Below are 19,819 nucleotides of genomic sequence, written 5' to 3' on the forward strand. Positions count from 1 at the left end.
GCAGGTATCCATACGATTAAAGGTGCAAATGAGTGAATTCCGGCAGATTTCACTCGGTCGGCGGATCATTCCCGGCCCGAGCCGACCAGGTCGGACGCCTTCCGGGTGGGGTCCGGGTGATCGTCCGGCGGAACTGCGGTGATCTTTACCTCGGGCGGTTCCGGTCATGTGCACCCTGAAGCCAGTACGCTGACGATTCACTCGTACGGCCGCGCGGCCCGCCCGTTGCCGTACGCTCCACCCGTCCACGGAAGTCCCCGCAGCACACAGGAGAGGCGGTCCGTTCGATGAGCGAAGCCCCCGACCCCGAGGTCGTGGAGCTGGCGACCAAGATCTTCGATCTGGCTCGGCAGGGGCGGACCGAGGCGCTCGTGGCGTACCTCGACGCGGGTGTTCCGGCCAACCTCACCAACGACCGCGGCGACTCCCTCGTGATGCTCGCCGCCTACCACGGGCACGCCGACGCGGTGCGCGAGCTGCTCGCCCGGGGCGCCGAGGCGGACCGGATCAACGACAGAGGTCAGACCCCGCTCGCCGGAGCGGTCTTCAAAGGCGAGACAGAGGTCATCAAGGCGCTCATGGAGGCCGGCGCGGACCCCGCGGCGGGCACTCCGTCAGCCGTCGACACCGCGCGGATGTTCGGCAAGACGGAACTTCTCGAATTGTTCGGCATCCACTGAACCATCCTTCCGACCAGCGAAAACACACAAAACGGGGGAGGCGGTACAGGGCCGCCGAAATTTCGGTCGCGGCAGGTCGAAGTGCCGAGTCATCATGACGTCGTGATTCACGGACGCGATGGCTGGGCAGGTGTTGCCGCACCGCGCGGGCCGTGATGCGGTCCGCATGGGCCACTGACGAGAGGCAGAGAGAGATGGTCTACAGCAAGCAAGAGACGGCGGGCGCTCCGACGTTGTGTCACGCGGCCAGGTAGTGCGTGTTCTCCGGTTGCGTCGACGCTTGATGTGAGGCTGTTTCCCATGTTCGATCCGGTCATAGCGCCCAGCGGTACGCTGCTCGGCCTGCTCCAGCGGGGCCGTGGCGACGGCACGCTGCACGCGCTCACCGCCCCGCGCGCCGAAGCGCTCGCGGCCCTGAACCACTGCGTGCTGCGCGACCCCCGCCACGACTGGCAGGTGGAGAACCGCTCCCTCTACTACGCCCGCCTCTATCTCGACCTGAACGGCGAGCTGGACGCCATCGAGGCGCATCTCTTCGACCCCGACGACGTCCTCGACACCGAGGAGTCCCGCACCGGCCTCGCGCTGGCCGTGCTCGGGCACCTCGCCTCCTACGGCAGGCGGGACGCGCTCGCACTGCTGCGCAGGTACGCCGCCACCGGCACCAACTGGGCCTGGGCCCTGGACGAGCTGGCGCTGCGCGACGACGACGCGGGCCTGTGCGCCCTGGCCGCGCCGGTGCTCGCGCGCTTCACCACGGACGCCGAGGGCGAGGCCGAGCTGGCCGCCGCCGTGCGGGACGCCTTCGAGCCACGGCCCTGGCGGCTGTGGGCCGACGATCCCCGCGAATCGATCGCCACGCGTGTGCGTGCCGCACAGGAAACCGGCTGTTTCGACCGCTGGCAGCGCCAGATGCGACCTACCGGGCCCCGCCCGGGGTGGAGCGTGCGCGCGGTCTTCGAATGGGCCCAGCAGGGCGTCGAGCGGGGTGCGGCCCTCCATGTGCCGGCCGCCCGCTGCCTGGTCGCCGTGGCCGGTCCCGAGGACCGGCCGGAGATCCTCCAGGCGGCCAAGGACGGCACCGACGGCGCCCGCTGCACCGCGTTGCGCTACCTCGCCGACAGCAACGACTCCGACGCCCTGGGCCTGATCGAGGCCGCGGTGATCGACGGCACCGCCGCCGTCGAGGAGGCCGCCGTCGACGCCTTCGAACGCATGCGCAGTATCGCCGCCGTCGACCGCGCCCGCGGCTGGGCCCGCCGGCCCGACGCCCTCGGCGCCGCCGCCGGGCGGATGCTCGCCTGCCGGGGCGGCGCCCAGGACAGCGAACTGGTCCTCGCGGCCCTGCGGGAAGCCGTCCGCGGCGAAGGCCCCGACGCGCCGACCCTGTGGACCCTCGTCGACGGCACCGGACGCCTCGGCATCGCCTGCGCCGCGCCCGTCCTGCGCCACGTCTACCGCGAGACCGCCTCGTCCCATCTCCGTGGCCGCGCCGCCCGCGCCCTGGCCGCCACCGATCCCTCCTTCGCCGCCGGCTTCGCCGTCGAATGCCTCTGGGACTGCGAGGAGACCACCCGCGAGATCGCCGCCCGGCACGCCGAGACCGGTGACGCCCGGGTCGTCGAACAACTCCGCCGGCTCGCCGCCGACCCCGCCGAGGAGGACGAGGTCCAGACGGCCGTCCGCAGCCGTATCGGACCGGACACACCCGCCGTGTGAGACATCGCCACGGGGGACCACGGCTTCAACTCGGGAACCACGGGGGATCCCGCATACGTTCCATTCGCGGCAGACCGCCCGCCAAGTGAACGACCGGTGACCGGCGGACCAGTCGGATGTGGACGCGGTCTGGCCCGCTCGGGCGTGCAGGGCAACGCTCATGGGACGTTTAACCATCGGAAAGATCCACTTTGACGCGGCCACGTCCAGCGCGGCGACAACACCGGTATGCGTGTCGTCATCGTGACCGAATCCTTTCCCCCCGATGTGAACGGCGTGGCCCACTGCGCGCTTCAGACCGCCCGACACCTCGTCGATCGCGGTCACGCTCCCCTCGTCGTCGCTCCGGCTCCCGCCCCCGGAAACAGGCTCGCCGCGGCCGCCGCGCCGTGCCCTGTCGTCCACGTCCCCTCCCTTCCGCTCCCGGGCTATCCCCAGGTCCGCGTGGCTCTCCCCAGCCGCAAGCTCGCCGCGGCGCTGATCGAGCACCGCACGGACGTCGTCCACCTGGCCAGCCCCTTCATCCTCGGCGTCCGCGGCATGGCCGCCGCCGCCCGGCTCGGCATCCCCGCCGTCGCCGTCTACCAGACCGACCTGGCCGGATATGCCCGGACCTATGTGGGCGCCGGCGAGGCGGCCGCCTGGCGGCGGATACGGTCCGTCCACGGCGCCGCCGACCGCACCCTCGCTCCGTCCACCGCCTCGATCGGCGACCTGGAGTCGCACGGGGTTCCCCGGATCCAGCTCTGGCAGCGCGGCGTGGACACCGTCCGCTTCCGCCCCGAGTTCCGCGACGAGGCGCTGCGCCGCGAGATCGCCCCGAACGGCGAGGTCATCGTCGGCTACGTCGGCCGCCTCGCCCCCGAGAAGCAGGTCGAACTCCTCGCCGGGGTCTGCGGCCTGGAAGGCGTCAAGGTCGTGATCGTGGGCGACGGGCCCAGCCAGGCCCACCTCACCGAGGCGCTGCCCGGCGCGGTCTTCCTCGGCCGCCGCACCGGCCACGACCTCGCGCGGATCTTCGCCTCGTTCGACGTCTTCGCGCACACCGGCCCCTTCGAGACGTTCTGCCAGACCGTCCAGGAGGCCATGGCCAGCGGTGTCCCGGTCGTCGCGCCCGCCGCCGGCGGCCCGATCGACCTGGTCGACCACGGCCGCACCGGCTTCCTGGTCCCGCCGCGCGACGCGGGGGCCGTCCGCGAGGCCGTGGCCGCCCTGGTGGCCGACCCCGCGATGCGGGCCGGCTTCGGCGCCGCCGCCCGCGCGACCGTCGAGGGCCGCACCTGGGCCGCGGTCGGCGACCAGCTGATCCAGCACTACGAGGACGTGCTCGCGGCACGCCGACCGGTGGTGGCGGCATGAGCGTCTCGTCGCCGGCACCCCTGCGCATCGTCCGCCTGGCCAACTTCGTCGCCCCGTCCTCCGGCGGCCTGCGCACCGCCCTGCGCGAACTCGGGAAGGGCTTCGTGGCCGCCGGTCACGAATCGGTCCTGATCGTCCCCGGCGAGCGCTACTCGGACCGGGTCGAGGAGCAGGGCCGGGTCATCACCCTGCCCGGCCCGGTGCTGCCCGGCACCGGCGGCTACCGCGTCCTCGTCGACAAGACCCGCGTGCAGACCCTCCTGGAACACCTCGCCCCGGACCGCCTGGAGGTGTCCGACCGCACCACCCTGCGCTGGACCGGCCGCTGGGCCAGGCGCGCCCGGATCCCCGCCGTGATGGTGTCCCACGAGACCGCCGACGGCGTCCTGCGCACCTGGGGCCTGTCCGAGAACATGTCCCGGCGCACCGCCGACGCCCTCAACATCCGCACGGCGCACACGTACGCGCGCGTGGTGTGCACCACCGAGTTCGCCGAGCGCGAGTTCATCCGCATCGGCGCGCGCAACGTCGTACGCGCCCCCCTGGGTGTCGACCTGACGGGCCGCCACCCCTCGATGCGCGACCTCGACCTGCGGGCGCGGTACGCGAGCCAGGACGAGGCACTGCTCGTCATGTGCTCGCGGCTGTCCGTGGAGAAGCGGCCCGGCACCGCCCTGGACGCCGTGGAGGCGCTGGTCCGGCGCGGCCGCCGGGTCGTCCTGGTCGTCGCCGGCGACGGGCCGCTGCGGGCGCGTCTGGAACAGCGCGCGCGGGAGCGCAGGCTGCCGGTGACCTTCCTCGGGCACGTCTCCGACCGGGACACCCTGGGCGCGCTGCAGGCGTCCGCCGACGTGGCCATGGCGCCCGGCCCGGCCGAGACCTTCGGGCTCGCCGCCCTGGAGGCCATGGCCTGCGGGACGCCCGTGGTGGCCAGCGCCTCCTCCGCGCTGCCCGAGGTGATCGGGTCCGCGGGGGCGACCGCGGCCGACCGCGGCGACGCCTTCGCCGACGCGGTGGAGACGCTCCTGGAGCGGCCCGGCCCCGAGCGCCGGGAAGTGGCACGCGCGCGAGCGGAGTGCTTCGGCTGGGGAACGGCCGTTGAGGCCTTCCTCGCCGCGCACGACGCACCGGTGCTCTGCCGTCGCGACGAGAACGGAACGACGGCACCGGTCCGTCGTGTCGTGCCGGAGGGCGTGGCATGAGAACGGTTCGGTTCGTGGCGCTGGGGGACTCGCTGACCGAGGGCGTGGGCGACCCCGCCGGCGACGGGTGGCGCGGCTGGGCCGCGCTGCTGTCCGGCGGACTCGCCGCGAAGGACGTGGACTTCACCAACCTCGCGGTCAGCGGGGCGCAGACCCGGGACGTGCTGGAACGCCAGACCCCGGCCGCACTGGACCTGCGCCCCGACATCGTCGCCGTCGTCATCGGCGTCAACGACACCCTGCGCTGCACCTTCGACATCCACGCGGTGGCCGCTCGCCTCGACAAGGTCTACGCGGCCTTCACCGCATCGGGCGCGACGCTGCTCACCGCATGTCTGCCCGACCCCGGCTCGATGCTCGGGCTCCCGGGCGCCCTGGCCCGCCCGCTGGCCCGCCGGCAGCGTGCGGTCAACACGGTGGTGCACGCGTTGTCCGAGCGGTACGGGGCCGTCCATCTGCACGCGGCGGAGGGCGCCTGGCTGACCGACCGCGCGATGTGGAGCGCGGACCGGTTGCACCCGTGCGAGCGCGGGCACCGGCAGCTCGCCGCCCGCTTCCACGCCCTGCTCGCCCCGATGGGCAAGGCGACGGGGACGCCGCCGTCCCCCGAGCCCGAGTTCCCGGCGCCGACCAAGAAGGCGAGCCTGTTCTGGCTGGCCACGGCCGGCACCGCCTGGGTGATCAGGCGCTGCCGTGACCTGCTGCCCCAGCTGCTGCGGCTGGCCCTCGACGAGATGCGGCACCGCCGCAAGGGCACCAGCGCACGCCTGGACCTGAGCGCGTCCGCAGCCGTGTCCGCCGCACTGGCCGCCCTCCAGCCGCCGGAGCGGCCCGCCGACGCCGCGTGAGGACGATGACGTCGCACGCGGCCGAGGGCGCCGGACGCGGCGCGTGGGGCGTGGCGCCGGACGCGGCGCGTGGGGCGTGGCGCGTGGCGCTGGACGTGGTGTGTGGGGGGCCTGGCGCGCGACGCCGGACGCGGTGCGTGGCGCGTGGCGCTGGACGTGGTGTGTGGGGCCTGGCGCGCGACGCCGGACGCGGTGCGTGGCGCGTGGCGCTGGACGTGGTGTGTGGGGCGCGTGGGCGCGGTGCCGGAAACGGTGCGTGGGCGGTGGTGCCCGATGTGGGGCGTGGCGGGCGGTGCCGGAAGCGGTGCCGTGGTGCCGGATGAGACCGCCACGGAGACCGACACGGCGGCTCAGCGACGGCGTACCGCCACGAAGCGGACCGGGATGCCCGGGACCGCCTGGGCCGCGGCCGGGAGGTCGGCGGCGCGGACCACCGCGATCACCGGATAGCCGCCGGTGGTCGGATGGTCGGCCAGGAACACCACCGGACAGCCGTCCGGCGGCACCTGGACGGCGCCGAGGACCATGCCCTCGCTGGGGAGTTCACCGGGACGGGCCCGCTCCAGGGCGGGCCCTTCCGTGCGCAGCCCGATGCGGTTGCTCGCCGACGACACCCGGTACGCGCGCGAGGTGAACGCCCGGACGGCCGTGGGCGTGAACCAGCCGGCGCGCGGACCGAGCGTCACCCGCAGCACGAGCTCCGTGGGCGGGGACGGCTGCGGTACGACGTCCACGCGCGCGTGCGGAACCGCCGCTGTGCCCAGCGGGAGCACCGTGCCGTCCGCCAGCGGAGCCGGCCCGAGCCCGGAGAGCAGATCCGTGGCCCGGCTGCCCAGCACCGGCTCGACCGTGATGCCACCGGAGACGGCCACATAACTCCGTACGCCGGACCGGGCCGCTCCCACCTCCAGCAGTTCCCCGGCCGGAACCACCACGGGCGCGCCCCACGCGGCCGGGCGCCCGCCCACCGTGACCGGACCCGGCGCACCCCCGACCGCGACCACCACCGTCGAACGCGGTCGTACGGCACACCCGTTGAGGGTCGTCTCCAGAACGGCCGCATCCGGGGAGTTGCCGACCAGCCGGTTGACGAGCGCCGCGGCGGGCGCGTCCAGCGCCCCCGAGCGCGGCACCCCGAGATGCGCGTACCCGGGGCGTCCGCTGTCCTGCACGGTGGTCAGCGCCCCGGCCCGTACGACGACGAGCGCACGGTCGGTCATACGCCCCCCACCGGCACGAACCGCACCCGCGTACCCGGAGCCAGCAGCGCCGCCGGCACACGCGCGTGGTCCCACAGCACCGCCTCCGTCGTTCCGATCAACTGCCAGCCGCCCGGCGAGGCGCGCGGGTACACGCCCGTGTACGGCCCGGCCAGCGCCACCGCGCCCGCGGGCACCGCCGTGCGCGGGGTGGCACGGCGCGGCACGTCGTAGCGCACGGGGAGTCCGGTGAGGTAGCCGAAGCCGGGCGCGAAGCCGCAGAAGGCGACCGTGAACTCGGTTCCCGCGTGGATGCGGGCCACCTCCCGCTCGGGCACCCGCCAGTGGGCGGCGACCTCGGCCAGGTCCGGGCCCTCGTAGCGCACGGGCAGTTCGACGGCCGCACGCGCGTGAGGCGGAGCGGACGGGATCTCGGTGGCGGCCAGTTCGGCGGCCCAGCGCGCCGGGTCGTCGAGACCGTCGAGCAGGACCGTGCGGGCGGCCGGCACGATCTCGCGGACCCTCAGCGAGCCCTCCCCGCGCCGGCGCGAGAGCTCGGCGTGCAGGGCTTGGGCCTCCGCGCCGGAGCCGACCTCGACCAGGAGGGCGTCGTCACCGACGAGGTGGGTTGTCATGCGCGTGGCAGCCTCGGGTTTCGGGCTCGGGACGAGGCCCGGGCCCGCGCTCCTGCCGAGGTCCATGGCCGTGTTTCTGCCGGGGTTCACGTCCGCGCTCCTGCCGGGCTCCACGCCCGCGCTCCTGCCGGGGTTCATGTCCTTGTTCATGCTCATGCGAAGGCCGTTACGGTCACGCCCGCCTCCGTGAGCCGCGTGCGCACCCTGCGCGCCAGCTCCACGGCGCCCGGGGTGTCGCCATGCAGGCAGAGTGAGCGGGCGCGCACGGCGATGCGCGCGCCGGAGTGCGCGGTGACCGAGCCGGAGCGCGCCAGCTCCACCGAGCGCTCCACGACGGCCTCCGGGTCGCTCACCACCGCACCCTCGCGCCCGCGCGGGACGAGCGTCCCTTCGTCGGTGTACGCGCGGTCCGCGAACGCCTCGGTAACGGCGGGCAGTCCCGCCTTCCCGGCCAGCTCCAGCAGCCGTGAACCGGGGAGCCCGAGGACGGGCAGTGAAGCGCTCGCGAGGAGCACGCCGTCCACCACCGCGGCGGCCTGCTCCCCGTCGTGCACCACCCGGTTGTAGAGCGCGCCGTGCGGCTTCACGTACGCCACCCGCGCGCCGGCCGCGCGCGCGAAGACCTCGAGCGCACCGATCTGATAGGCCACCTCGGCCGCCAGCTCGGCGGGCGGCACGTCCATCGAGCGCCGCCCGAACCCCGCCAGGTCCCGGTAGGACACCTGGGCGCCGATCGTCACCCCGCGCGCGGCCGCCAGCTCGCACACCCGCCGCATGGTGGCCGCGTCCCCCGCGTGGAAGCCGCAGGCCACGTTGGCGCTGGTGACGACGGACAGCAACTGCTCGTCGTCGGTGAGCCGCCAGCGGCCGAAGCCCTCGCCGAGGTCGGCGTTCAGGTCGATCGAGGTCATGGATCAGCCGTCTTTCGTGTCAGGCGACGCGGTACTGCTCGTCGCGGGCGTCGCTGATGAACATCTGGCCCGGTGCGTGCGTGATGGCGAACGGCGGCCGGGAGGCCATCACCGCCGCCTGCGGGGTCACCCCGCAGGCCCAGAACACCGGGATGTCGTCGGGGTCGGCGTCCACCGGGTCGCCGAAGTCGGGCCGGCCGAGATCGTGGATGCCGAGCGCCGAGGGATCGCCGCAGTGCACGGGGCCGCCGTGCACCGCCGGGAGCCGACTGCTCTCCCGGATCGCCGCCGACAGCCGCTCCGGCGGGACCGGGCGCATCGACACCACCATCGGCCCGCTCAGCCGCCCCGCCGGACGGCACGGACGGCTGGTCACGTACATCGGCACGTTCCGGCCCTGCTCGACATGGCGGATCGGCACACCCGCCTCGGCCAGCGCCCACTCGAACGTGAAACTGCACCCGATCAGGAACGACACCAGATCGTCCCGCCAATAGGCTCTCGCGTCCGTCGGCTCGTCCACCAACTCGCCGTCCCGCCACACCCGGTAGCGCGGCAGGTCGGTGCGCAGGTCCGCGTCGTCCGCGAGCACGGTGGCCGTGGCGCCGGCGTCGGTGACGTCGAGCACCGGGCAGGGTTTGGGGTTGCGCTGGCAGAACAGCAGCATCTCGTACGCCCAGTCGGCGGGCACCGAGATCAGGTTGGCCTGGGTGTGGCCGGCCGCGACCCCGGCCGTGGCGCCCGTGAGGCCCTCCCGGAAGCGGGCCCGGGCGCTTCTCGGGCTCCACGCGCGCGCGTGCTCGTCGACGAGGGTGACAGGACGGTCTTCCGTGACGAGGGTGACAGGACGGTCTTCCGTACGGTTCACGTCAGTTCCTTCCCGCGCGTCTCCGGCAGTCCGAACAGGGCCAGGGCGGCGAGCCCGTACCCGGCCGCGCCGAAGACCAGCGCGCCGCCCACGCCCCAGCTGTCGGCCAGGTAGCCCACCAGGGTCGGGAAGACCGCGCCCACCGCGCGGCCCGCGTTGTACGTGAAGCCCTGCCCGGTGCCGCGCACCGCCGTCGGGTACAGCTCGCTCAGGTAGGAACCGAAGCCGCTGAAGATCGCCGACATGCAGAAGCCGAGCGGGAAACCGAGCACCAGGAGCGTGGTGTTGGCGCTGTCCGGGATGTTCGCGTACGCCAGCACACAGACTGCCGACAGCAGCGCGAACAGCCAGATGTTGCGGCGCCGGCCCAGCCGGTCGGTGAGGTAACCGCCGGTCAGGTAACCGAGGAAGGCTCCCGAGATCAGGAAGGTCAGATACCCGCCGGTACCGACGACCGACAGACCGCGCTCGGTCTTGAGATACGTCGGGACCCAGGTCGCCAGCGTGTAGTACCCGCCCTGGACGCCCGTGGACAGCAGGCCCGCGAAGACCGTGGTGCGCAGCAGACCCGGTGTCCCGGCGGTGCCCGGACGGAAGATCGCGGCGAACGAGCCGCGCTTGGCGCTCTGTTCGCGGACCGCGACCGCCTGCGGGGCGTCGTGCACGCGGCGGCGCAGCCACACCACGAGCAGCGCGGGCAGCGCGCCGGTCCAGAACATGACTCGCCAGGCCATGTCGTCGCCGACGAACGAGAAGACCAGCGTGTAGACGATCACGGCGAGCGCCCAGCCGACGGCCCACGAGCTCTGGATCGCGCCGAGCGTGCGGCCGCGGTGCCGGGCGCTCGCGTACTCGGCGACCAGGATCGCGCCGACCGCCCACTCGCCGCCGAAGCCGAGCCCCTGGAGGGCCCGGAACACCAGCAGCATCTCGTAGTTGGGTGCGAAGCCGCAGGCCACCGTGAAGACGGCGTAGGTGATGACCGTGATCATCAGGGCACGGACCCGGCCGACCCGGTCCGCGACCACGCCCGCCGCGGCGCCGCCGACCGCGGAGACCACCAGGGTGACGGTGGTGAACAGACCGGTCTGGCCGCTGTCCAGGCCGAAGTACGCCGCGAGCGCGACCATGCTCAGCGGCAGGGTGAAGTAGTCGTATGAATCCAGGGCATATCCGCCGAAAGCTCCGGCGAACGCCTGACGGCCTCGCGGACCGAGGGCGCGCAGCCAGCCGAACGCGCCGTCCTCGGCGGTGCGTTCGCCCTTGCCCGGGTGCGCGTCGGAGGTCAGGGCCTGCGGTGGAGGGGTCGTGCTCATGGGCACCTCGCTGAAGAGGGGACGAAGGGTGCGGGGACTGAGCCGTGCGGTGCCGTGCCAAGGTGAGCGTGCTGAGCACCGTAGAGGATCGTTCAACGATCCTTCAATACCCACGTTGTTTCGTTCCTGTGTCTGCGGTTGAATTCCGGGCATGGCAGAGCAGCTGACCGGACTGGCCGACGACCGCGCCCTCCTCGGGCGTACCAGCACCGCCGAACGGGTCTCCGACATCCTCAGGAGCCGTATCGCGGACGGTTTCTTCCCGCCGGGCACCCGCCTGTCGGAGGACGGCATCGGTGGTGCGCTCGGTGTCTCCCGCAACACCCTGCGCGAGGCGTTCCGGCTGCTCACCCACGAACGCCTGCTGGTCCACGAACTCAACCGGGGCGTCTTCGTCCGGGTCCTGACCGTCGAGGACGTCGAGGACATCTACCGCACCCGGTCCCTGGTCGAATGCGCCGTCGTGCGCGGCCTCGGCGAGCCTCCGTACGCCCTGGACGCGCTCTCGGCGGCGGTCACGGAAGGCCGGCAGGCGGCGGCCGCAAATGACTGGAAAGCAGTGGGTACGGCCAATATCCACTTCCACCGGGAACTGGTCGCCCTGGCCGGCAGCGAACGCACCGACGAACTGATGCGCAGCGTCTTCGCCGAACTCCGCCTCGCGTTCCACATCGTCGACGACCCGCACGCCCTGCACGAGCCGTACCTGGCCCGGAACCGGGAGATCCTCCAGGCCCTGGAGACAGGCGACAGGCGCGGTGCGGAGCGGCTGCTGGAGACGTACCTCACTGATTCACTGGAGCGGGTGGTGGAGGTCTACCGCCGCAGGGTCGGTGAGGACCCCACTCCGTAGGCGGCCGGGACCCCGCAGGACGCGGGGAACCGCGCGCTCGATCCCCACGGACCCGCACCCGGCGAACCGGCCTCAGGACCCCCGGCCCCACCGGCGGAGCCATCCGCGTCGTTTGGGTCGTTGTCAGACCAAGGACCTAGTCTGTGCACCGTGACTTCGCCTGCGACCACGGACAGCGTTCCGCCCCAGCTCAGCGCGGGGCCGCGCCCCGCGCCGGGGCCGGCCGCCGACGAGGGGCTGGCGCGGCGGCTGCGCGCGCTCGCCTGCACCGCGCCGCTGCACGACCTGGACACGCGCAAGGCGAACCTGGCGGGCGAGTACTCGGTGTACGGCATGGCCGAGGTGGCCCTCGCCGCCATCGACCTGGTCACCCTGAACATGGACTTCGACACCGGCGCCGACCACGAGCAGATCGTCGCCCGGCTGATCCCGCGCATCTCCGCGCAGACCCCGCGGCGTCCCGTCGCCGAGCACGAGCGCGTGGCCCGCTGGGTCCTGGAGAACCTGATCAACGTCGGCAGCGTCGACCGCGGCTTCCGCGCGGTGTACGGCACCTTCGCGCCCGACGGGTCGTATGTCCGCCGGGACTACGACTTCAAGCTGATCGAGGAGGTGCCGGGCCCCGGCGGCACGGTGTACCTCCGCACGACCGACGAGGCGGTCAACGTCCTGGTCGGCGCCCTCGACACGGACGTCACCAGCGCCCAGATCGCCGCCGAGGTCAAGCTGGAGGTGCTGATCAACCGCGGCCGCCTCGCCGACGCCCAGCTCGCCGCCGAGCAGGCCCGCTACCGGACCGTGCAGTACTCGGAGACCCTGCGCCGCGCCCTGGACGCCACCCGGCGCAACGTCCGCGCGGTGGACTGGCTCAACGCCGTCCCCGACATGATCGCCGAGGCCCTGGACCACGTCGCCGACCGCTACCGGCACGAGAACGCGATCCTCACCAACATCCGCAAGGCCCGCGACGAGACCGAGGACCCGGAGAACAAGCGGCGCGCCGCCGAGCTCGTCGACATCGTCAAGGACTGCATCCGACGCCACACGCAGTTGCAGTCCCGTCTGCTGGAGGCCGGGCCGCTGTTCCGCGCGGAGCAGGACCGCCAGGCGTTCGCGACGCCGATGACGACGTCCGGAACCGACCTGTACGGGCACCTGCTCGCGCCGCTGCTGCCGTTGCCGCTGGAGCAGGCGAGCCGGGTCACCGGGGCGTTCTTCGCGCGCGGGAGCGGGCTGCGGACACCGGTGTCGGTGCGGGTGGGTGACCTTGTCGACATATTGCTGACGCCGCCCGTGGAGCGGGAGCACCTGGGGGCGGAGATGCCGGAGCCGGACCTGATCGCCACGCCTGACGACAGCCGGTTCAGCGAGGAGCAACTGGCCGACGCCATGCGGTTGCTGGATCTTCCGGCCGACGCGCCTCGGCGGTTGTCGGGGCTGCTGGCCGAGGCGCGCGGGCTGGACGCTGAGCTGCCCTACCTGGTCGCTCTGCTGGCGGTGCACGCGGCCAGTCCGGCTGTCGGTACGGCCTATCGGCAGGGTGAGGAGAAGCTGCTGTTCGCCGTGGACGACGGGACGGAGCTGGACGATCCCGAGTTCGGCGGCGCCGATCTGATCGTCGGGACCGCTCTGCTGGACGCGGTGGGGATGGCTGCGGATCGGACCGAGGCCGCGTGATGTCGTGTGCCGGGTGCGGGTCGGTGGGGGCCGATCGCGCAGTTCCCCGCGCCCCTGAGGGGGTTGCCCATCCCTCTGTTCTCAGCACCAAGGAGTTTTCGTCGTGAACGAGTACGTCGAGGCCGAGGCGTCTGCCGGAGCGGCGCCTGCTGCCGTCACGCCCGCCGACGCCGCGGACGCGGCTCGGCTCGTCGCCTTCGGGCTGCAGCCCAAGCTGCAGCCCGCGCGTGATCAGGAGTACACCGAGCTGCTGCGGCGCTACCGGGAGGACCCGCCGTTCGCACGGCTCGCGGACGCCGTGGCCGCCGGGCTCGGGCTGGTGGTGCTGGAGGTGTCGCCCCGCGCCGGGATGGCCGTGACCGCCGCCGAGGACTCGGTGTTCGCCGTGCGCATGGGCGACTACGCGCGTCGTACGTCCGCGGACGGCAGCGACCGGTTCCTGCACGGGCTCGCGCATCTCGCCGTCGCCGCGCTGGCGTTCCCGCGCCCCGAGGACCTGGCCGACGACGGCTACATCGGGCGGATCACGGTCAACGGCGTCGACGCCTTCGTCCGGCAGGCCTGCCGCCGCCTGGAGGAGCGGGCCGACGAGCTGGGGGAGAACACCGACCCGGCCACCGACGCGCCCGGTCTGGAGGCCGCCTGGCGGATCTGGGCCAGACGCAGTGCGACCGGCGCCACCAAGGACGCCCGCCGGCTGGCCGGTTCCACCACCGGCATCATCGGCAAGGCGGTCGTCTTCCTCACCGACTCGGGGTTCCTCCAGCGCACCGGCGACGACCAGGGCGGCACCTACCGCACGACGGCCCGCTACCAGCTCCAGGTGCGGGACATGGCCGGCAGCGCCGCCATGGCCGAGCTGCTGGAACTCGGCGTCGTCCCGGTCACCGACGGCACGGCCAGCCTGCTGCCCGCCGACGACAGCGACGACCTGGTCGCCGACGCCGGGCTGCCGTTCCACTCCTGACCGTCCAGAACCACCGCACCTTTCCCCAGACTTACGAGAGTCCGCCATGTACGAGCTGTCCCGGGTCCGCCTCTACTCCATCGGGCCCGCCGGTGCGCGCTACGCCGACACCGTGCTGGACCTGCGGGGCGTCGGCCGGCCCGTGCCCGACCCGGCCCCCACCCAGGCGGAGTTCTTCGAGGAGGAGCCGGTCGGCCCGCCGCGCCGCCCGGCCCCCGCAGGCGTCCTCTTCCTGGAGAACGGCGGCGGCAAGTCGGTGCTGCTCAAGCTGATCTTCTCGGTGATGCTGCCGGGCCACCGCAACACCCTCGGCGGCGCCAGCTCGGGCGTGCTGCGCAAGTTCCTGCTCGCCGACGACTGCGGGCACGTCGCCCTGGAGTGGCAGCACACGCTCACCGGTGAGTGCGTGGTCGTGGGCAAGGTGAGCGAGTGGCGGGGACGGCAGGTCTCCAACGATCCGCGGAAGTTCGCCGAGGCCTGGTACTCGTTCCGGCCCGGGCCCGGGCTCTCCCTGGACAATCTGCCGGTCGCCGAGTCCACCGCCGTACGGCCGCCCGTGGAGGGCGCCTCCGGGGCCCAGGGGCGGCGGCGCACCATGAAGGGCTTCCGGGACGCCATCACCGAGGCGGGCAAGGCGTACCCGCATCTGGAGGTGCACTGGGAGGAGATCCACGACCGCTGGATCGAGCACCTCGGCGACCTCGGCCTCGATCCCGAACTCTTCCGCTACCAGCGGGAGATGAACGCCGACGAGGGCGAGGCCGCCGGCCTCTTCGCGGTCAAGAAGGACTCCGACTTCACCGACCTGCTGCTGCGCGCGGTGACCGACACCCGGGACACCGACGGGCTCGCCGACCTGGTCGGCGGCTTCGGCAACAAGCTGGGCCGGCGCGCCGAGCTGATCGCCGAACGGGACTTCACCGCCGGGTCGGTGGATCTGCTGGGGCGGATCGTCGAAGCGGCCGAGGCGCGGGCACGCGCGCGTGACATCCACGCCGGCGCCGAGCGCCGTACCCGCACGCTCGCGCGCCGGTTGTCCGCGCGGGGCGCGCAGGAGCGGATGCGCGCCGCCGACCTTGCCCAGCGCGTCACGGCCGCGGCGTACGCCGTCACGCACTCCGAGGGCGCCCGCGAACGCAGCGCGCTGATCGCCGCCGAACTCGCCTACCGGCACGCCTCGCTGGCACTGGCCGCCGGTGAGAAGTCCGCCACCGCGCAGAAGCGCGAGCTGGCCGAGGCCCGCACCCTGCACTCGGCCTGGCAGGCCGCCGAGGCCGTGCTGCGCCACCGCGCCGCCGCCGACCGCGTCGCGCGCGTGTCCGCCGCCATCCAGGAGGCCGAGCGGGACGCGGCCCCCGCACTCGCCGCCCGCGCCAAGGCCGCCGTCGAACTCGTCCGGGCCCTGCACGCGGCCGCCGGGAGCGCGGAGCAGCTCGCCAACGAGGAGGAGGAGCGGTCCGCCGCCCTCCAGGAGGTCAGCGACTGCGCCTACCGCGACTCGACCTCCGCCGCCACCGAGGCGCAGCGCGCCCGCAGCGAGGTCGGGCATCTGCGCCAGCGCCTCGGCGAGGTCGAGCAGGAGACCGCCGAGGCCGTCCGCGCGGGCTGGCTCGACGACAGCGCCCCGGACGCCGACCCGGCCCGCGCCGCCCTCGCGGCCAGCGACGCCGAGAAGACCGCCGTGGCCGCCTGGGACATCGCGCGCGAGGCCTCCCGCAAGGCCTCCGAACACGCACGAGAGGCGGCCTCCGCCGAGTCCCGCGCCGAACTCACGGCCGCCCGCGCGGCAGACGCCGCGACCGCCGCCGAGCGGACCTACGACGCCGAGAAACGCCTGGCGGAGGCCCTGGCGGCGGAGGAACGGCTCACCGAGCTGCTGGGCCTCACCGGTTCCCGTACGACCATTCCCCGGCCCCGGGGCGCCGACGCCGACGAGGCCCTCGGCGCCGAGGAACTCGACCGGTTCGCCGACGAGCTGCGCGAGCTGCTCGACGACGCCGTCGGCTCCGCGGAACGGCACCTGTTCGAACTGCGCACCGCGGCCGCCGACGACTCCCGGATTCTCGGCGCCCTCGGCGACGGCGGGCTGCTGCCGCCCGGCCCCGACGTGCTGGCCACCGTCGAGTACCTCGGCGAGCACGGCATCCCGGCGCTGCCCGGCTGGCGCTATCTCGCCCAGGCCGTCGACCCGACCGACCACGCGCGCGTGCTCGCCGCCCGCCCCGAACTCGTCGACGGCGTCATCATCACCGACCCGGACACCCACGCGCGGGCCCGCGAGGCGCTCGGCGAGGCCGCCCTGCTGCCGCGCTCCGCCGTCGCCGTCGGTACGGCCGCCGCCCTGCTCGCGCCGACCCCGGCCGCCGACGCCACCCCGGGCGACGTGTTCCTCGTACCGCCGAACCCGGCCATGCACGACGAGCACGCCGCCGACGAGGAGCGGCAGGCGCTGCGCGCCCGGGCCACCGAGCGGGACGAGGAGATCCGCGGCCTCGCCGCCCGGCTCGGCAAGGACCGCGAGCTGGCCGCGCGGCTCGCCTCCTGGCGCACCGGCTGCCCGGCCGGGCGGCTCGTGGAGCTGGCCCGGGCCGCGCGGGAGGCCCGCGCGTTCGCCGAGGAGTCCGAGGCCGAACTGGCCGAGGCACGGACCGTGCGGGCCGAGACCGAGGAGGCGGCCGCCGAGACCGCCCAGGTGCGCGACGAACGGCAGGAGGCCGCGCAGAAGGCCCGGCGCGCCGCCGACGCCCTCGCCGGCCTCGCGTTCCGGCTGCGCGAGCGGGCCGGCTGGCAGGTCAAGCTGCGGGAACTCGCCGACGAGGCCACCGAGTCGGAGGCCCGCGCCCAGTCCTGCCTGGAGCGCGCCCGCGTCGCCGACGAGGACCGGCGCGGCGCCCAGCGCGCCGCCGACGACGCCCGCCGCACCGCCCGCGCGCTGCGCGCCGAGCGGGCCGAGATCGCCGGTGCCCCCGACGACGTACCGGAAGCCGACGAGGACGCGCCCAAGTCCTCGCTGCCCGCCCTCCGGGAGGCCTACCGGGCCGCCTCACAGGTGTACGAGAAGGTCGGCGTCGGCGCCGACCTCCGTGCCGAGCAGGCCCGTTCGGAGAGCGACGAGAGCGCCGCGCTCACGGAGCTGGAACGGCTGACCAACAAGGTCCGCACCCGCGCGGAGCAGCTGCTGCAGTCGCCCGATGGCTCCGACGGGCCGTCCCGGCAGGCCGCAGCCGCCCGCGCGGAGGAGCTGGTGCAGCTCCTGGAGACCCGGATGTCCACCGCGAGCGAGCAGCTCGGACGGCTGCGCGGCGAGGCGGAACGGCACGCCCCCGAGGACGGTGAGGCGCACACCGAGCTGCCCGAGGAGCTCCAGCCGCGCGACGCCGAGCACGCACAGGCCCTGCTGCGTACCGCGACCGCCGAACTCGCCACCCGCACCGAGTCCCTGACCCAGGCCCGCGAGGCACACGCCGAACTGCTGGACGCCCACCGCGCGGCCGAGGACGCGGCCGGCGGCATCGACGAGATCGCCGCCATGCTCCGCGACCTGCTGCGCGAACACCTCACCGACGAGGAGCAGGAGGAGCCCGAGCCCTACCCCGGCACCCTGGAGGAGGCCCGGCAGTCCGCCGCCGAGGCCCGCCGGTCACTGCGCGGCTGCGCCGGCGATCTCTCCGCCGCCGAATCCGCCGTGCGCGAGGCGAGCGATGTGCTCGTACGGCACGCCAACTCCACGCGCTACGAAGCGGTCCGGACACCCGCACGGCAGCAGATCCGTGAACTGCCCGCCTCCGCGCTGCCCGAGCACGCCCAGAAGTGGGCGGACGCCTTCGCACCCCGACTGCGGGTGCTGACCGACGAGTTGGCCCAGCTGGAGCGCAACCGCGATTCCATCGTGGACCGGCTGCGCGGGCTCGTCGAGTCGGCCCTCGCGACCCTGCGGTCCGCCCAGCGGCTGTCCCGGCTGCCCGAGGGACTCGGCGAGTGGTCCGGGCAGGAGTTCCTCCGGATCCGCTTCGAGGAGCCCGACCAGGCCACGCTCACCGAGCGGCTCGGCGAGGTCGTCGACGAGGCGACCCGGGCCGCCGTGAAGAAGAACTCCGACCTGCGGCGGGACGGAATGTCCCTGCTGCTGAGAGGGGTCGGGGCGGCCCTGCAGCCGAAGGGGGTCGCCGTCGAGATCCTCAAGCCGGACGCCGTGCTGCGCGCCGAGCGGGTGCCGGTGGGGCAGATGGGGGACGTGTTCTCCGGGGGGCAGCTGCTCACCGCGGCCATCGCCCTGTACTGCACCATGGCCGCGCTCAGGTCCAACGACCGCGGGCGCGACAAGCACCGGCACGCCGGGACACTGTTCCTCGACAACCCCATCGGGCGGGCCAACGCGACCTATCTGCTGGAGCTGCAGCGAGCCGTGTCGGACGCGTTGGGCGTGCAGCTGCTCTATACGACCGGGCTGTTCGACACCACCGCGCTGGCCGAGTTCCCCCTGGTCATCCGGTTGCGGAACGACGCCGACCTCAGGGCCGGGCTGAAGTACATCAGCGTGGAGGAGCACCTGCGCCCCGGCTTGCCGCAACAGCCGCAGGCGGGGGAGGCCGGGCACAGCGAGATCACGGCGACCCGCATGTTCAAGAGGCCGTCCGCCTGAAGTGTTCAGGAGGCGTCAATCTGAAGCCCCGTCCTTTGACGGCGGTGCCGGTCTCAGGGGTGGGACAGCCGCCCGGCGTTGCCGCCGCGCCGCCGTATCCGCTCCTGTTCGCGCTCGGCGGCCCGCTGCCGCCGCCGGGCCGCGCGTCGCTCGCGGCGGAGTGAGCGTGCCGTGCTGCTCGGCTCCGAGACCACGCCGTAGCGCTGGTTCCACACCTGACGGGTCACCAGGACGTCCACCGCGCCCCAGGTGGCCACCACCGTGCTCGCCACGCTGCTGATCACCATCGGGAACGCCAGCCAGGACTCCGCCATCGTGCAGAAGAACGCCACCATGGCCTGGATCAGCGTGACGGCGATGATGATCAGCGCCCGTACCGCCGACGTACGCACCGGATCCGGCATCCGGTACCGCTTGGCCGGCTCCTCGACCCACAACGGCCGGTACTGTGCCTGCTGTTGCGTGCGCGAACGCGCCGCGGAGAGCTCCTCGACGCCGCCGCGTGGCGCAAGGCCACCGTCCGGCGCCTCGGGCACCGGACGCACCGCCGAGCGTGCCGCCGTGCCGTCCTCGGGCGCCAAGCGCCGCTGAGCCGTCCCCATCAAGGTGTCACTCCCCACCGCCGACAGACCCTCTCGCACCGGTGTCCGACGACCCCGGCTCCCCAGTGGCTGCCCGGCTTGCGCTGTTTTACGCTGCCCGGATGCGAGATACGGCTCCTGTGGCCGATTTCGCACCCATCGCCCATCAACAAGGACGAACGAACCCGCCCGATGATTCCCAACCAGTGAAAATTTCCGGCCAACTGATCCTTCGTGTCGTTCCCGCCCCGACGCGCGCGAAGTCGGCGCGATCGCGGTGGCAATCTCCCGCAATGCCCGGACATCGCTCCCTGTCCGGTCCCCATGTCCCGGCACCGAGGCGGAAGTTCGTCGTCCGGACG

Annotated in this window: 15 protein-coding genes; 9 read left to right on the forward strand and 6 right to left on the reverse strand. The window is 73.6% G+C overall.

Annotated elements, in window-relative coordinates:
• Positions 1-287 precede the first annotated feature (287 nt).
• The 5 genes from ACWDGI_RS15675 (at position 288) to ACWDGI_RS15695 (ending at position 5,808) form a co-directional block, all read left to right on the forward strand.
• Positions 288-680, forward strand: coding sequence for an ankyrin repeat domain-containing protein (locus tag ACWDGI_RS15675; protein ID WP_450759220.1), 393 nt, complete (start codon positions 288-290; stop codon positions 678-680).
• A gap of 300 nt (positions 681-980) precedes the next feature.
• On the forward strand, positions 981-2,399 hold the full coding sequence (locus tag ACWDGI_RS15680) for a HEAT repeat domain-containing protein (protein ID WP_450759222.1): 1,419 nt from the start codon (positions 981-983) through the stop codon (positions 2,397-2,399).
• Between the two features lie 228 nt (positions 2,400-2,627).
• Entirely contained in the window at positions 2,628-3,758 is a 1,131-nt protein-coding gene (locus ACWDGI_RS15685; RefSeq protein ID WP_450759224.1) for a glycosyltransferase family 4 protein, read from the forward strand.
• Positions 3,755-4,960 carry a glycosyltransferase gene (locus tag ACWDGI_RS15690; protein WP_450759226.1) on the forward strand — a complete coding sequence of 402 codons (1,206 nt, stop codon included), beginning with the start codon at positions 3,755-3,757 and terminating at the stop codon, positions 4,958-4,960. The genes ACWDGI_RS15685 and ACWDGI_RS15690 overlap by 4 nt, the downstream gene beginning before the upstream one ends.
• Positions 4,957-5,808, forward strand: coding sequence for an SGNH/GDSL hydrolase family protein (locus tag ACWDGI_RS15695; protein WP_450759228.1), 852 nt, complete (start codon positions 4,957-4,959; stop codon positions 5,806-5,808). Before ACWDGI_RS15690 ends, ACWDGI_RS15695 begins: the two co-directional genes overlap by 4 nt.
• A 350-nt stretch (positions 5,809-6,158) precedes the next feature.
• On the opposite strand, the gene ACWDGI_RS15700 is transcribed toward ACWDGI_RS15695, so the two are convergent.
• The 5 genes from ACWDGI_RS15700 to ACWDGI_RS15720 form a co-directional block, all read right to left on the reverse strand.
• On the reverse strand, positions 6,159-7,028 hold the full coding sequence (locus tag ACWDGI_RS15700) for a 5-oxoprolinase subunit C family protein (RefSeq protein ID WP_450759230.1): 870 nt from the start codon (positions 7,026-7,028) through the stop codon (positions 6,159-6,161).
• Positions 7,025-7,642 carry a 5-oxoprolinase subunit B family protein gene (locus tag ACWDGI_RS15705; protein WP_450759319.1) on the reverse strand — a complete coding sequence of 206 codons (618 nt, stop codon included), beginning with the start codon at positions 7,640-7,642 and terminating at the stop codon, positions 7,025-7,027. Before ACWDGI_RS15705 ends, ACWDGI_RS15700 begins: the two co-directional genes overlap by 4 nt.
• A gap of 152 nt (positions 7,643-7,794) precedes the next feature.
• Positions 7,795-8,553 (reverse strand): LamB/YcsF family protein, encoded by a 759-nt coding sequence (locus ACWDGI_RS15710; protein ID WP_450759232.1) that lies wholly within the window; start codon positions 8,551-8,553, stop codon positions 7,795-7,797.
• Positions 8,554-8,572: 19 nt separating this feature from the next.
• Positions 8,573-9,421, reverse strand: a complete 849-nt coding sequence (locus ACWDGI_RS15715; protein WP_450759234.1) for a putative hydro-lyase — start codon at positions 9,419-9,421, stop codon at positions 8,573-8,575.
• Positions 9,418-10,737 carry an MFS transporter gene (locus tag ACWDGI_RS15720; protein WP_450759236.1) on the reverse strand — a complete coding sequence of 440 codons (1,320 nt, stop codon included), beginning with the start codon at positions 10,735-10,737 and terminating at the stop codon, positions 9,418-9,420. Before ACWDGI_RS15720 ends, ACWDGI_RS15715 begins: the two co-directional genes overlap by 4 nt.
• A 151-nt stretch (positions 10,738-10,888) precedes the next feature.
• On the opposite strand from ACWDGI_RS15720, the gene ACWDGI_RS15725 reads away from it, so the two are divergent.
• From ACWDGI_RS15725 to ACWDGI_RS15740, 4 genes are all read left to right on the forward strand, one after another.
• Positions 10,889-11,590 carry a GntR family transcriptional regulator gene (locus ACWDGI_RS15725; protein WP_450759238.1) on the forward strand — a complete coding sequence of 234 codons (702 nt, stop codon included), beginning with the start codon at positions 10,889-10,891 and terminating at the stop codon, positions 11,588-11,590.
• Positions 11,591-11,740: 150 nt separating this feature from the next.
• A complete protein-coding gene (locus ACWDGI_RS15730) occupies positions 11,741-13,267 on the forward strand; it encodes a hypothetical protein (protein WP_450759240.1) in 1,527 nt (508 codons plus the stop codon).
• 103 nt (positions 13,268-13,370) lie between these two features.
• Positions 13,371-14,234 (forward strand): hypothetical protein, encoded by an 864-nt coding sequence (locus ACWDGI_RS15735; protein ID WP_450759242.1) that lies wholly within the window; start codon positions 13,371-13,373, stop codon positions 14,232-14,234.
• 46 nt (positions 14,235-14,280) lie between these two features.
• The gene (locus tag ACWDGI_RS15740) at positions 14,281-18,876 is read left to right on the forward strand and encodes a hypothetical protein (protein ID WP_450759244.1); all 4,596 of its coding nucleotides are present in this window, start codon (positions 14,281-14,283) and stop codon (positions 18,874-18,876) included.
• A 53-nt stretch (positions 18,877-18,929) separates the two neighbouring features.
• On the opposite strand, the gene ACWDGI_RS15745 is transcribed toward ACWDGI_RS15740, so the two are convergent.
• Positions 18,930-19,478, reverse strand: coding sequence for a hypothetical protein (locus tag ACWDGI_RS15745; protein ID WP_450759246.1), 549 nt, complete (start codon positions 19,476-19,478; stop codon positions 18,930-18,932).
• Between the last annotated feature and the right edge of the window lie 341 nt (positions 19,479-19,819).

The organism is Streptomyces sp. NPDC001220 (assembly GCF_053597895.1).